The sequence below is a fragment of the Actinobacillus minor NM305 genome (assembly GCF_000175195.1).
GTDB lineage: Bacteria > Pseudomonadota > Gammaproteobacteria > Enterobacterales > Pasteurellaceae > Haemophilus_A > Haemophilus_A minor.
Window position 1 is genome coordinate 1 of record NZ_ACQL01000027.1, and the last position, 15,175, is coordinate 15,175.

8 protein-coding genes are annotated in these 15,175 nt (G+C 39.5%); 3 read left to right on the forward strand and 5 right to left on the reverse strand.

The window, feature by feature from the left end; translation table 11 throughout:
- Positions 1 to 53 precede the first annotated feature (53 nt).
- The gene (gene fucI / locus AM305_RS00855) at positions 54 to 1,820 is read right to left on the reverse strand and encodes an L-fucose isomerase (RefSeq protein ID WP_005822193.1); all 1,767 of its coding nucleotides are present in this window, start codon (positions 1,818 to 1,820) and stop codon (positions 54 to 56) included.
- A gap of 478 nt (positions 1,821 to 2,298) precedes the next feature.
- On the opposite strand from fucI, the gene AM305_RS00860 reads away from it, so the two are divergent.
- Both AM305_RS00860 and AM305_RS00865 read left to right on the forward strand, forming a co-directional pair.
- Positions 2,299 to 4,359, forward strand: coding sequence for a BCCT family transporter (locus tag AM305_RS00860; protein WP_420196301.1), 2,061 nt, complete (start codon positions 2,299 to 2,301; stop codon positions 4,357 to 4,359).
- Positions 4,360 to 4,408: 49 nt separating this feature from the next.
- Positions 4,409 to 6,028 carry a BCCT family transporter gene (locus AM305_RS00865; RefSeq protein WP_113680025.1) on the forward strand — a complete coding sequence of 540 codons (1,620 nt, stop codon included), beginning with the start codon at positions 4,409 to 4,411 and terminating at the stop codon, positions 6,026 to 6,028.
- 265 nt (positions 6,029 to 6,293) lie between these two features.
- Here AM305_RS00865 and AM305_RS00870 read toward each other — a convergent pair whose 3' ends face one another.
- Positions 6,294 to 7,040, reverse strand: coding sequence for a DeoR/GlpR family DNA-binding transcription regulator (locus AM305_RS00870; protein WP_005822198.1), 747 nt, complete (start codon positions 7,038 to 7,040; stop codon positions 6,294 to 6,296).
- 172 nt (positions 7,041 to 7,212) lie between these two features.
- On the opposite strand from AM305_RS00870, the gene AM305_RS00875 reads away from it, so the two are divergent.
- Positions 7,213 to 7,458, forward strand: coding sequence for a PTS sugar transporter subunit IIB (locus AM305_RS00875; protein ID WP_005822200.1), 246 nt, complete (start codon positions 7,213 to 7,215; stop codon positions 7,456 to 7,458).
- A 128-nt stretch (positions 7,459 to 7,586) separates the two neighbouring features.
- Here AM305_RS00875 and AM305_RS00880 read toward each other — a convergent pair whose 3' ends face one another.
- From AM305_RS00880 to fucO, 3 genes are all read right to left on the reverse strand, one after another.
- On the reverse strand, positions 7,587 to 11,894 hold the full coding sequence (locus AM305_RS00880) for a two-partner secretion domain-containing protein (protein ID WP_005822202.1): 4,308 nt from the start codon (positions 11,892 to 11,894) through the stop codon (positions 7,587 to 7,589).
- A gap of 138 nt (positions 11,895 to 12,032) precedes the next feature.
- Positions 12,033 to 13,625, reverse strand: a complete 1,593-nt coding sequence (locus AM305_RS00885; RefSeq protein WP_160162324.1) for a ShlB/FhaC/HecB family hemolysin secretion/activation protein — start codon at positions 13,623 to 13,625, stop codon at positions 12,033 to 12,035.
- A gap of 237 nt (positions 13,626 to 13,862) precedes the next feature.
- On the reverse strand, positions 13,863 to 15,014 hold the full coding sequence (fucO, locus tag AM305_RS00890) for a lactaldehyde reductase (protein WP_005822205.1): 1,152 nt from the start codon (positions 15,012 to 15,014) through the stop codon (positions 13,863 to 13,865).
- Between the last annotated feature and the right edge of the window lie 161 nt (positions 15,015 to 15,175).

A 15,175-nucleotide genomic window follows, 5' to 3' on the forward strand; every position in this document is an offset into this window, starting at 1 on the left:
GGCACCTCCCTCCGTAAACGGAGGGAGGAAAGAATGAGGAAGATATGGAAAAGCTAACGATAAAGCGGTCCAAAGTTCGCACAAGCACGGTAATCTTGACCTTCTTTATCTTGTCCGAACATACTCCACGCACTTGGGCGGAACACATCTTTATCTGCCACGTTGTGCATATTGACTGGAATACGCAACATTGAAGCAAGGGTAATTAAATCCGCACCAACGTGTCCGTAGGTGGCAACGCAGTGGTTCGCTCCCCAGTTTGCCATCACAGAGTAAACATCGGTAAACGCACCTTGTCCTGTCAAGCGTGGTACAAACCAAGTGGTTGGCCAAGTTTCATTTGTCCGTTTGTTGAGAATGTCGTGGACGTGTTCAGGTAAGTCGATAGACCAACCTTCCGCAATTTGTAATACAGGGCCGACACCTTTCACGAGATTGATGCGATGCATCGTAAACGGCATACCACCTTTGGTAAGATATTGTGAAGATAAACCGCCGCCACGGAAGTATTCATAAACCGCTGGGCACCAACGGGTATTTTCTAAGCAGCGTTTACCATCTTCTTCTGTCACTTCCCAGTACGGTTTAATCACAGGTTTGCCGTCCTTGTCGGTATGTTGTCCTGTACCGTCTAATGCGGCTGAACCTGAGTTGATTAAGTGGATAAAGCCACTTTCTGGTCGCCAGCCTGTTACACGTTCTACGGAGTCTTGGCTCCAGTAAGTACGCACATCGGCAAAGATTTGAGCTTGACCGGTTAAGAGGTTACCGAACAACATATTAACTGCATTGAGCGAGTCATTTTCGGTCGCAAGGATATATGGCGGACGCACGCCGTTCCAGTCATAAGTTGAGTTGAGTAAGGCTTCCATAAAGTCGCCGTTCGGGCTATGGTCTGTCCAATGGCGTTGTCCTTGGAAACCCGCTGCAATCGCATTATGACCTAAGGCTTCTTCACCAAAATTGAGTTTAGCAAGTTTTGGATTACCCACCATTAAATCACGGGTGATAATGGTCATTTTCACCAAGGTTTCACGCAATTTGGCTTTCTCTTCCGCACTCATTTGGTTTTCAGGCGCATTGACATCCACACCTTCAATGCAGAATTCATTTGCCCATTTCAATGCCAACTCATACTCTTCTTTGTCGTAAATACCACGTTCCATACGGCGAGTGAGTTCAGACATATCAACATATTCGTTACGCATACCCAAGTAGTCTTGGAAGAACTCTTGATTAACGATAGAGCCTGCGATACCCATCGATACAGAACCGATAGAGAGATAAGATTTACCGCGTAAGGTCGCTACCGCTAAACCTGCACGAGCAAAGCGAAGTAATTTTTCACGCACATCATCAGGGATAGATTGATCGCTCGCTTCTTGCACTTCGGTGCCATAAATAGAGAACGCAGGCAAGCCCATTTGGTTATGCCCTGCAAGTGAAGCCGCTAAATAAACTGCCCCCGGACGTTCAGTTCCGTTAAAGCCCCAAATAGCTTTTGGCATATGCGGATCCATATCAATGGTTTCAGAACCGTAGCACCAGCAAGGTGTCACGGTAATCACCGCACCAACATTTTCACGTTTAAATTTTTCGGCACAAGCTGCCGCTTCAAATACACCACCGATACAGGTATCGGCAATCACACATTCGACAAAATCCCCATTTGTATGGCGAACTTCTTGGCTAATGAGCTTCGCCACCGCTTTTGCCATATTCATTGTTTGATCTTCCAATGATTCACGCACCCCAAGACGGCGACCATCAATGGTTGGGCGGATACCAATTTTTACTGGAGTTGATTTGAGTTGAGTCATATGAGTCCCCTTAACCGTAATTCGGCTTCCTGAATAATGGATTGTTGAAAGTATTTTGCCCCTTCTTTATTGAGATAGAAGTAATTTGTATGGTTTTTGTGAGTTGGTTCACAAAAAGAGCGGAGAAAGCGGTTAAATTTGTAGAATTTTTTGCAAAATAAATGCCCGATTTACCAAAGGAACAGGAAAATCGGGCAAGCACATTTCTGACGGAAAAAATGTTATAAAGATATTAAAGTTTATTTTTATATATCTTTGTGTTATAATAAGTGTGTTTTATGGAAGAAAAAGTTTTATTCTTCTTTTAAAATACTTTTATTTTGTGCAATCTGCATGTTCTTTACGCTGAAAATTGCGTTTATCTTTTAACTAGCGATATATCATTTATTAGCTCAGTTACACCATTACGAAATGGTTTGAAATAACGTTTCGTCTTTTCATAGTCGTTGTTATTAAGTATCTATCTTTAATTAAATAAATGATCTATCACAAACCGATAGGAGATACTGTTTTGTCTTTTACTAAATTAATTCAAAACAAATCGTCGTTCAATCCTTTTGTGATTAGTTTGACATTAATAATGGTAGTTGGCTTAGTCATTGCTACTTTAGTCATTCCAGAACAAATGACCACAGCTCTAAATTGGATAAAAGGAGCTATTTTTACTAATTTTAGTTGGTTTTATATTTTAGCGTTCTCTATTTTCTTATTCTTCTTAGTGCTTCTATCTGTGAGTAGTTTAGGAAATATAAAATTAGGCACAAATGAAGAAGAACCCGAATTCTCATTTTTATCTTGGCTTGCAATGCTGTTTGCTGCCGGTATGGGGGTAGGTTTAATGTTCTTTGGTGTTGCAGAACCTTTAACCCATTATTTTTCTTCTATAACCACCGGAAATTTAGAACATAAACAACAAGAAGCGCTATTGCATACTTTTTTCCATTGGGGTATTCACGCTTGGGCTGTGTATGCTGTTATTGCACTTGCTTTAGCTTATTTTGGTTTCCGTTATAAATTACCACTTGCACTTCGCTCTTGCTTTTATCCATTATTGAAAGACAAAATCAATGGACGGATTGGTGATTTTATTGATGTAATGGCATTAGTTGCAACCCTATTTGGTATTATTACTACATTAGGATTTGGTGCCTCCCAATTAGGTGCAGGATTAGAGCAATTAGGTTGGATTACCGAAAGTAATTTTTCTATTAAAGTAGCCATTATTATTATCGTAATGGGGCTTGCTGTCTTTTCTGCTATTTCAGGGGTTGGGAAAGGTGTAAAAATGTTAAGTGAAATTAACTTAGGATTAGCCTTTTCTTTAATGTTATTTGTGTTGATTGTCGGACCAACATTATATCTGTTATCTGCTTTTAGCGATAATTTAGGGACTTATTTAAGTAATCTTATTCATTTGAGTTTTAAAACTTATGCCTATGAAACGGAAAATATGGAGTGGTTCACTAACTGGACAGTCCTTTATTGGGCTTGGTGGTGTTCTTGGGCCCCATTTGTAGGATTATTTATTGCTCGTATTTCTAAAGGACGGACAATACGAGAATTTATTTTTGGTGTATTAGCTATTCCAAGTTTATTTTGTGTGTTGTGGTTTACGATATTTGGAAATAGTGCTATTTGGTTAGATACCTTTGTTGCAAATGGTGCTTTAAATAAATTAACTGCCTCACCAGAACAATTGTTATTTAAATTTTTAGATTATTTACCTCTCTCTTTAGTTACTGGCGTGGTGGCATTGGTAATTATCTCGCTTTTCTTTATCACTTCGGCAGATTCAGGTATTTATGTGTTAAATAACATTGCATCTCGTGATAAAAGTTTATCATCTCCCCGTTGGCAAGCAGTAATGTGGGGTGTTTTAATGTCTGTTGTTGCTATCACTCTCATGGGTATGGGTGGGTTATCAACTTTACAAACAATGACTTTGATTGTTGCTTTGCCTTTTGCAATGTTGATGTTGGTAATGTGTCTAAGCCTATGGAAGGGGCTAAGTGCGGATAAAAAATACTTTGAAACCAAAACAACCCCGAGCAGTATGTTTTGGTCGGGAGATAAATGGAAAGATCGCCTAAGTCAAATGCTAAACCAAACGCAAGAAAAGGATATTATTAAATTTTTGAAACATACAGCACTCCCTGCAATGCGTGAATTACGCCAAGAGCTTATTGGCGTTCATAATTTGGAAGTGGAGATTGTTCAATTATTTGATAACGATGAGCCGTCAGTGGAGTTCATCATTCATAAAGAGTCTATGCGAGATTTTATGTATGGTATTAAATCGATTGGACACGAGGTTTCAGAGCAGTTGATTGATGATCAAAATATGCCACATATTCAACATTCAATGACTTATCAACCAATGACTTACTTCTTTGATGGTAGAACTGGCTATGATGTTCAATATATGACTCGTAATGAGCTAATTGCGGATATCCTTAGACAATATGAGCGTTACCTTACTTTACTTGATGATGTAGGGCAAGAGTTGATGGCGCACGAGCAAACAGAGTTAGCTGAGTAATAAAAAGTGCGGTTTAAAGCCGCACTTTATTTTTAATACTAAATATGCAATGAAGATTTTTCAAACTACGTTTAATAAGCCGGTTGTCGCTATGAGTTTGCTGTTTTGTGGCGGCATTCTTGGTTTTATATCGTTTAATCAAACAGAAACAATTTCTTTTATTCTTTATCTGAGAGAATTTATTTTTACTCATTTTCATTGGCTTTATGTATTAGCTAGTGCGTTATTTATCTTTTTTCTTCTTTTTTTAGCACTTAGTCATTATGGTGATATACGCTTAGGCGATAATGATAGTGAGGCAGAACTAAGTTTAAGATCTTGGTTTGCACTATTATTTACAGCAGGAATGGGAATAGGGATTATCTTTTTAGGTGTTGCAGAACCGCTTTCTCATTTACTTTTCCCCACCTCAAATCAATATATTGAACGCCAAGCGGTTTTCCAAAGTATTTTTCATTGGAGTATCAATGCTTGGGCAATATATGGGTTGATTGCGCTAGCCATCGCTTATTTTGGTTTTCGTTATAAATTACCGCTTTCATTACGTTCTTGTTTTTACCCTTTATTAAAGCAGCGTATTGAGGGGAAATTTGGCGATTTAATTGATGTGTTAGGTCTTTGTACAACAATCTTTGGCATTATTACGACATTGGCATATAGTGCTATTCGTTTAGTTTCTGCTTTTGAAGAACGTCAAATCTGGCTTAGTGATAAATTAACCATTCAAATTATTATTGGTGCAGTATTTATTGTAGCAATTGGCATTTCTACTCAACGGATTACAAAAGGGTTGCGAATAGTCAGTGAATTAAGTTTAGGGCTTTCACTTTGCCTTATGTTGTTTGTGCTATTTGTTGGACCTACAGCTTATCTGCTTTCTGTTTTTACAGAAAACATCGGTCATTATCTAAACGGTTTTGTTAGAGTCGGGTTCAAAACGTATGTCTATGAACCTGAATATCAAGAGTGGTTTAATCAATGGACAATTTTATATTGGGCATGGTGGTTTTCTTGGGCGCCTTCATTTGGCATTTTTATTGCTCGAATATCAAAAGGGCGAACCATAAGAGAATTTATTTTAGGCGTTCTAATTGTACCAAGTTTATTTTTTATTTTATGGTTTACCATTTTTGGCAATGGTGCTATTTGGGTTAATCAATTTTTAGCAAATGGGAAATTAGGCGAAATGCTAAATCAAACGGGTAAATTATTATTTGCTTTTTTAGATTATTTGCCTTTTTCAACGATCTCTAATTTCGTTGCCTTTATTATTGTACTGTTATTTTTTATTACAACCATCGATTTTGGAATATATATCTTAAATAACATCTCGCTTAAAGATAAAAGCCAACGTTCACCAAGATGGCAATTTATCTTTTGGGGGGCAATTATTACATTAATCACTTTTGTTTTATTCCAAACAGGAGGGATAGAAGCTCTACAAGGCACAATGCTTATATTTTCACTGCCCTTTGTTATCTTGATGATTTTTATGATATTAAGTTTACTAAAAGGGCTTAGGTTTGATGTTCTTTCTTCTAATAAGAAAACCAATATGCAACGTTGGGTGGATACAGATTGGAGACTACAACTTAGTGAACTACTAAATGTCAATACACCTAGCGATATAACAAGTTATATAAAAAATACCGCTCTCATAGCAATGTGAGAGCTACGTCAGGAGCTTATTGGTATCTATGATTTAGACGTGGTTTTAGATATCAATATCACATCAGAAAATAGTCAATTAACTTTAACAATAGGCGATTTTATTTATCAACTAGAAACAGTTTTCCAGAATATGGAAAATGAACAAAACATATTGTTAAATATAAAAACAAATACCTTTAATATGGAAAGGTATGAAATTCATTTTTTAACGAAAAATGAGCTTATTGCTGATATATTAAAACAATATGCTTTGTATCAAACAACTAAATCGTCATTTCGATTTGATATTGCTGACAATACGCCTGAATGTTTGGAGGCGGCATTTTATCGGTAAAAATATGATGAACGGAGGAGAGCGGAGCAAGCTGAATAAGGTCTTTCCGCTCAAACTTTGTATGATCGGCTAACAGAAAAACCTGTTTGCTTGAGGCAAGCATTTTTCGTTTAGCAATCGCATTCATTTCATTCGACTCCCAAATAATCCCCTCGGCAATACCTGTACAGGAGAAAATGGCAATATCAATGTTTAAACGAGAGAGCAAATGCCCTGAAAGCGAACCGTAAAAAGCATCATATTTGGCAGAATACACTCCACCGGTCGCAATAACTTCAATACTGCTTTTATTTGCCAATGCACGAATGTTATGCATTGAACTGGTTACCACGGTGCAAGGTGTATCCGGTAAAAGTTGGGCAAAATTCCAACTGCTCGAACTGGCATCTAAGCCAATGACCGCGCCTTCAAAAAAATGGGCTAATGCATTTTCGGCGATGGATTTTTTCTCCTCACTATTCATGCGGCGGCGAGCATCAAAAGAACGCCCGATATCCCGATTCTTCAGGCTAACGGCACCACCGTGTGTGCGATGAAGTAAATGGGCGTTTGCCATTTTATTTAAATCACGTCTAATGGTTTCAAGTGAAACATCCAGTTGTTCGGCAAGCTCTTGAACACTGGCTTCTTCGTAAGTTTCGACATATTTCAGAATACATTGTTGGCGATGTTGCATAGTGTTTATCCTTAAACAATAGAGATTTTGATTGTAGGGAATTTGGCAAAAAAGAACAGGCAAAATGTTTTTATTTGTGAACTACATCACAATTTAGTGATAATAAAGTAGCAATTTTAAGTAGAAGTTTTAGACTGTTTGTGTATCTATTCATCATAAAAGGAGGAAGAAAATGGCAGAATCAACACCTGTTCAAACAATGATTGAAGCGTTAGGTGGTGCTCAAAATATCGAAGAAGTTGAAGCCTGTATGACACGTTTACGCGTTTCTTTAAAAAATAATGCCGCAATCAGTAAAGAAAAATTACTGTCAGCAGGTGCGTTAGACGTGTTAGAGGTTAATCAAGTAATTCACGTCATTTTGGGGACAAAAGCTCAACAATATCGTGATGAAATCCAGCAATCGCTCGCAGGGTAAATCTAATCAAGCGGTATGATTTCTTGCTGTTTTTACCAATGGGAAAATAGTCTCGGAATTTTACCGCTTGTTCTCATACCTGTATCTCAGTTTTAGATACAGGTATTTTTCACATTTCAACTTAACGATTATTTACGTTGAGTTACCACTTGAATGAATGGAGTTTGTCCTTTTTTCATCTGTTCATTCGCTTGTTTAACCATCTCTTCTACATTGGTATGTAAATGAGCTGTAACTTTGGTGTTTGCTTTTTTCTCTGGAACCAAGCGTGCTTTAACTGTTTTACCCTTCACAACAAGGTTATTTTGTTTCGCATTCACATTAACCGGCGTGTTTGTCGTTTCACGTTTAATGTCCGCATTTAACTTCACATCGGCTTTTACGCCTGTAATCGTGCCATTATTCCAGTCTTGCGCTAGATTGTTGTTCCATTTTTGTTCTGGGTATGGGGTATATTTACCGCTACCGCTTGCAGAAACGCTCACGCTTGTTTCGCTCACTTTATTCACAAGCCCTTTGCTGATTAAATCGCCTGCCACAGTACCAGAAACAGTGTCCGCATTTAACGCGCTACCTGTTAAGAGAGCATCGCCACCTACGTTGAGGTTTGCAGACTCATTATTAACTACGGTACTTGTGTGGGTTTGATTGCGAATAACATTCACATCAAGGGAAGCACTGCCACCATTTGGTGTCCATTTTTGTTCTGCTACGCCACCATTTAATGAGAGTGTTGCACCTACGCCAGTTTTTTTCACGTTATCCTGTAAAGCAGTTAAGGCAAGATTGCCATTACCGCTGTCTAGGGTAACGTTTTTCGCATCCGCTTGTACACCAGCAAGGGTGATGCCATTACCACTTTGAATATTCAGATTTTGAGCGGTAACTTGACTTGCTGTATGGCTATTAGCGGCTTCGTGGTTTACTTTCAAGTTTGCTTTCAAGCCTAAACTTGATACACCTTTGCCGACAGATACAGCTGCCCCCACAGCAACATCAGTGAGTTGTTTATCGCTTTTCGCTGCCACAACATTGACGGTTTCACCGCTTAAGTTGATGTTGTCCGCCGCTAAACTTGTGCCTTGTACTAGCGTATTTTTACCGCTTTGAATGTTGATTGATTGTCCTTCAACTTTAGCTGTAACGGCATCTTGTGTATGACCGTTTACGGCATTTACAGATACGCTTGCATCAACGCTTGGGATAGCAGCAGTTGCAGCTGGAACGACTAATGCCCCCACACCGAGATCTGCTTTAAAGCCTACGCCATTTTGTTGCTCTTTATTCGTTGCTTGAGCAAAGGTTGCACTCTCTTTTGCCACTACGTTAATGTTGCCATCTGCTTTCATATCCGCTTGGCTGTAAAGATTGTTTGTATTTACCGCAATGTTATTTGCAGTTAAAGAGGCTTTTTGCGCTTTCTCAGAAGCGGTCTGATTTTGTTGGTAATTTGCACCTACATTCACTTTCAGATTAACGGTTTTAAGATCGCTTGTATTGCCACTAACACCGATATTTACCCCTGCTTTCATTGTGTCTTTGCTGCTGCTATTTACGGCAGCTTGTAAGTTATGTTGTTGAGAGTTAAGGGTTAAATCGCCACCTACTTGATATTGTGTTGCAGTATCTTGCAAGGTTTTACCGTTGATCACAATGCTATTGCCAGCATTGAGAGATGTTGCTTGTGCTGTGGTGCTTTGGCTGTTTTCACGACCACCTGAAGCAGATAATGAAACAGAACTGCTAATCGCTTTATCTTTGTTGATCGATGAAGTGACAGACAATCCTACGTCCACATTTTTGGTACGATCATTTTGTGAGTTCGTTGCCACAGAATGTTCGATATGTTCTGCACCTTGTGCGATGTTATTACCTGCAGAAAGTTGAGAGCCTTGATGTTGAATACGCTCTGCATCTAAAGTGAGATTTTGTTTCGCACTTAATTGGCTCGCTTGTGCGGTTTGCGTTTGGCTATTCTGTTGTTTATGATTTACGCCTACAGACAATGTCCCTGTCGCACTGGATTCATTTACTTTAGCTGATGCGGTAATACCTGCTGTAGTCGATTTTTTATTGCTATCCAAGCGGTCAGATTGTGCTGATGTTTTGATATTTTGTGCTTGAATGGTTACATCGCCTTGAGTTGCACTAATTTTACTGCCAACCACGTTCACATCTTGTGCGGTCACTTTGGTGTTACCACCTTCAAGGCTCGCTGCAGTATGGGTAACTTCTTGTGTTTGTTGTTTGTGGTTATAAATACCTAAGGTAATGCTACCTTGTGCTTCAAACTTAGTATTGCCTTTAACAACATTAAGAGCATTTACTGATTCGCCTTTGATCAGTGAAGTGATAACACCGCGTAGAGCCGCTTCAGTATTAAAGGTCACTTTTGGTTTATCGCCTTTTGCTGAAATACCAAATCCAGCTTCTTCTTTCATTGATAAACGTTGGTTTTTCGCCCCAATTACTTCAACCGTTGGTGCATAAACCCCTAAAGTATTAACCGCTTGCACCTTACTACCGATAACATTAATGCCTTTTGTTGAAATCAGTTGTAAGTTAGATTCTGAAGCAAGGGTTGAGCCTTGAGCAGTCGAAACGCTGTTAAAGCTACTTTCGCGTGCTTTAGTGATATTGAAAATAGTACCTGTACGGCTATTTTGGTGTTCAATCACTCGTGCTTGAGCGGAATCCACCACTAATTTACCTTGATTACCCAACACATAACCTTCGCCTGCAAGAACACGGCTACCTTTCACATTCACACCATTGCTTGCGTCAATATAAGCTAAACCTTTAACGGTTAAATCCGTACCGTGTTGGATAGTTTCATCTTTGCCCGTACCTAATGTTTTAGAGCCTGCCAAGCCACCCCAGAATTTTTGTTTATCGTCAAGTTGGTGAGTGTTTTTAGTTGCTTGGCTCACAAATTCGGCTTTACCTTTATTTTGCACAAAGAATTGACCGTCAATTTGACCTTTCACCGCACTCAAATGCACATCGCTGCCACCTACGGTAAGGTTTTTAAACTGTAATTCACTTGCCACTAACTCTTGTGTGTTGGCGGTTTGTGAGCTAGAACCTGTACGCAAGCGGGCAGTTTCATTTTTAAATTTACTTGTTGCTTCAGATTGCGTTGTTTGTGCTACGCCTTTTAACGCCACCCCTTTTTCACCATAAACAAAAGCATCTTGCCCCGCTAATTTAACCGCATTGCCTGTGACTTTGCCTTTTGTGGCAACAACATTTAATTGGCCAGCGGCAAGGGTTGTGCGATGAACGGTTTGAACTTTAGTTTTATCGGTTTCTTCACGGAACCAAAGCCCTTTAGATTGGTGTTTACGCGCATTGCTTTCATTCGTTGTGGTTTGTGTACCGAAATGGGTTTGACCACCGATGATACTTGCTTGTTTCGCTTTAATATCTGCCCCAGAAACATTTAAACGGTTATCTACATCGACAACAAGATTATCCGCTTGGATTTTGGTTGCTTGATATTTTTCATTTTTGCCAGAACGGGATTCATCAACTTTAACACGTCTATCAGCAGTGTATTGGTTGTTTTGACGGTAAGTGCTAGCGGTTACTTTTCCCTGAACATTTGCATTGCCCGCTTGTACTAAAACGTCTTTTGCCTTGATGTCCGCAGCTTCAACATTGAGTGTGGCACGATTGTCGGTAGAATGGATACGGATTCTATCCGCTTGCATACTGCCTACAACACGTCCATCAAGTACCGCACCTTTTGCTTCTTCGACTTGAACGGTTAATTTGCCATCTTTATCACGTTGAACGGTATTTTTACCCATTACCACATTGATATTTTTTGCCCCACGAATATCGCCACCGACATTGACCGTTGGTGCAATTAAATCTAACTGATCGACTTGGCTATTGGTAACTTTACCAGAGGTGGATAATGCTTTGTCGCCCTTGACATCAAATCCTGTTAATTCTCCCTTGCTTACGGCAGGTTTACCGACAACCAGTGACGCTTTTGGTGTATTAATAAAACCGCAACCATCACAACTAATGCCATTTGGGTTTGCTAACACATAATCTGCACGTTGCCCAAACACTTCTTGACGTCCAGCTAAATGGGACGGTTGGCGGCTCACGACTTCATTTAAAATCACTTTTGCCGCTTGATTTTGTAGATTTGGGTTTTTATCCAAATTACCAGCAAGTTCTGATTTGCCTTTATTTAACGCATTGTTTAATACTGCACCTGATTTATCGACATTAAATTTGTTGTATTGGTTATGTGATAAACCCGCGTCAGACGGTTTGGCGATATTAACGATTTCTACGCTTCCAACACGTTTGACTTGTGTTTGAGAATTGGCAGATTGAATATCCGCATAAGCAGGAATGGCATAGCACAGAGCGAGTGTTGCCGTGATTTTAGATAGAGATAAGTTTGCTCTAGACATAAGATAATCCTCTTAATTTATGTTTAATTAGGGGTAGATGGTAAGTCATAAACAGATTGAAATTCTTGTGATATTCAATGACTCCCATTTATAAAAACGATGATGTTTTACATAAAAGATAAAAAAATGAGCTGTTCATTATAAGAATACGTTAAATATGAAATTCACTTGATGTTCTTGCTCCCAAGCTTGATGTTTTTCTTTTTGAACTTTACCTCTCGCCCATTGTAAATTCGCCTTCCACTGTGTTTGGGCTAACTGTAAACCGATGCCATAACTCCAAGCTTGTTGATGATGAATGACGCCTGTACTGTTTTTCTGGATTCCAGAATCAAGCAGTGCATAGGGTTCTATTTGTAGCGAACGATATTGTTGTGACCAACTGAGTGTATTTTGTATCACAAGGCTTTTTTCTGCTGAGAGCGATAAATCTTGAAAACCCCTTACCGCATATCGTCCTAATAAATCCGATTGCTCTAGTGAAGGTAAATAGTTTGGGCTGTATAGCCCTAATAGGCGATGAGAACGGCGGAATTTTTGTGAACCCATTGAGTGAAAATGCACCCATTGTAAATCGACATTCCATTTACGAAATTGACTTTCCGGTTGATCTCTGCCTTGATTGCGAGTCGCATTCCACCAATTGAGTCCGTAGCGATAATCTAGATTAAAGATGAGTGAACCTTGTGAAAGGAGTTGCAAATGATTAAAAGAGAGTTGTGCAACGCTAAGCGTTGGGCTTTGTAAGATAATCACGCTGTCTTCAAAGCGATTCTTGCTATTCAGATGGTCTAGTTGTGCAGAAAGCGTTGAGATATGATTTGAGCCTCGATGAGCAACATAATCAACTTTCATCCCTGTTTGCCAAGTTCTGCCTTTTTGCTCGACATTATGATAAATCAACGGAATTTGTTGGCGAAATTGCGAAACTGAGCCAAAGCCATTAAAGGTCCAACGTCCATAAGGTATGGAATAATATAAAATCGCAGAACGATTAAATTCAGATGTCGATTTTAACGTATGGCTTCCGCCTAAATAAAGGCTATCTGACAGCCCAAATGGGCTATCCAGATTTAACCCGAAACGGCTTTGCCAGCGATGATATTGACGAGAAGCGAAGTTATCCAACCCAATATAACCTGAAATAGCAGAGCGTGGCTTATTGACAAAAGAGAGTTCAATCTCGCCATTTTTGGCAGGTAATACATCGACAGAAACCTGATTGCTACTCAAACGGTTTGCTTGATCTAACCCTTGATCTAATTCTTTGATATTTAACGGCTGACCTACAATGTTAGGAAACAGCATAGCCAAGTTTACTTGCGAGCTTCCCCCTGTCAATTTAGCCACTTTGCCTTCAGTCACTCGTAAAATCAGTGTCTTAGAACCATCATCTTCAAATTGAAATGGATTGTGAATATAGCCCTTATCTAAATAGGCTTGGGTTAAATCTCGGCTGAGTTGGTTAAGACGAACTTCATTTAAACATTCGTAAGGTAATGGTTGAAATGGTTCGGGGTTAATTAGCGTAACACCTTTAATTTGTAATGAATGATAGGGTAAACAATATTTTGCCATTGCGGCACTTTCATCTATGGATGCAGCATTTGTTTGAAATTGATGTTGAGAGAACCAACGGGATTGCTGATATTGTTGAATTTGTTGTAATTGATGTTGGCTTTCTTGTTGGGAACGAACAAGATCATTGTTTGCCCAACTGTTCAAACTCAATAAACTTGCCAGAATTACAAAGGAGGGGCATTTCATAATGTTTATATCAATAGTACAAATAGGTACATTCTAATCTTGGCTCTATTAGATATCTAGTGTTTTGATGTTTTATTGAGAAGTAGCTCACAAAAATTTTTATTTCCTCTTACATCATAAGAGTTATCACGATTAATTGCGATAAACAAGCGGTTAAATTTCTATGAAATTTAACCGCTTGTAACTTACTTATTGTGAAACTTAAAACGCAATTTTATACACTTCTAAAATTTCTTCTGCGGTGCAATCACGAGGATTGCCGCCGGTACAAACGTCATTGAGGGCGTCAATAGAGAGTGCCGGTAAATCTTCTTCTTTTACACCGATTTGGGAGAGTTTTGGCGGAATGCCAACATCAGTAGAAAGTTGTCGCACCGCTTGAATAGCTGCGTTGCGGTACTCTTCTTGAGTCATTTCATCAACGCCTTTTACGCCCATTGCTCGTGCGATTTCACGGTATTTTTCGCCGGTGTATTCTTTGTTAAATTCCATCACATAAGGCAGTAATACCGCATTGGCAATACCGTGAGGGGTGTCGTAGTAAGCGGAAAGTGGGTGCGCCATACTGTGAACTACGCCTAATCCAACGTTAGAGAAGCCCATACCTGCTACGTATTGACCTAACGCCATGCCTTCACGACCTGCAGGATCGTTTTCTACTGCACCGCGTAATGAGCGAGAGATAATTTCAATCGCTTTTAAGTGGAGTGCATCGGTTAATTCCCAAGCCGCTTTAGTAATGTAGCCCTCGATAGCGTGGGTTAATGCGTCCATACCGGTTGCTGCGGTTAAGCCTTTCGGCATTGATGACATCATATCGGGATCGACAACAGCAACAGCTGGCACATCGTGAACATCAACACAGACGAATTTGCGTTTTTTCTCTTCGTCAGTAATCACGTAGTTAATCGTTACCTCAGCAGCAGTACCTGCGGTGGTTGGTACGGCAATGATTGGCACGCATTTTTGGTGGGTTGGTGCAACACCTTCAAGGGAAAGGACATCGCCGAATTCGGGGTTATTGATGATGATACCGATACCTTTTGCACTGTCGATAGGTGAACCGCCACCGATTGCAATCATATAATCCGCCCCAGAAGCTTTAAAACGCTCTACGCCTTTTTTGATCACATCAACGGCTGGGTTGGCTTTAACTTCATCAAAAATTTCATAAGGTAAACCGGCTTCATCAAGTAAGTTAGTCACTTTTGCAACAACTTGATAACGTACAAGATCTTTGTCGGTAACAATGAGGGCTTTGGTAAAACTACGGCTTTTTACTTCGTGGACGATATGTTGAATTGCCCCTTTGCCGTGATAGCTGGTTTCGTTAAGGATAAGACGATTTGCCATAATATTTTCCTCTTAAAATTTATAAGATCAATACGCATAAAGGAGAGGGGGAAAGCGTAAACTTTGGATATTATGTTATCGTGTTTTTATCGTAGGGGCAGGGTTTATCCCTGCCCTAAAAATATGGTATTCCAACGGGTGGGGATAAACCCCACCCCTAC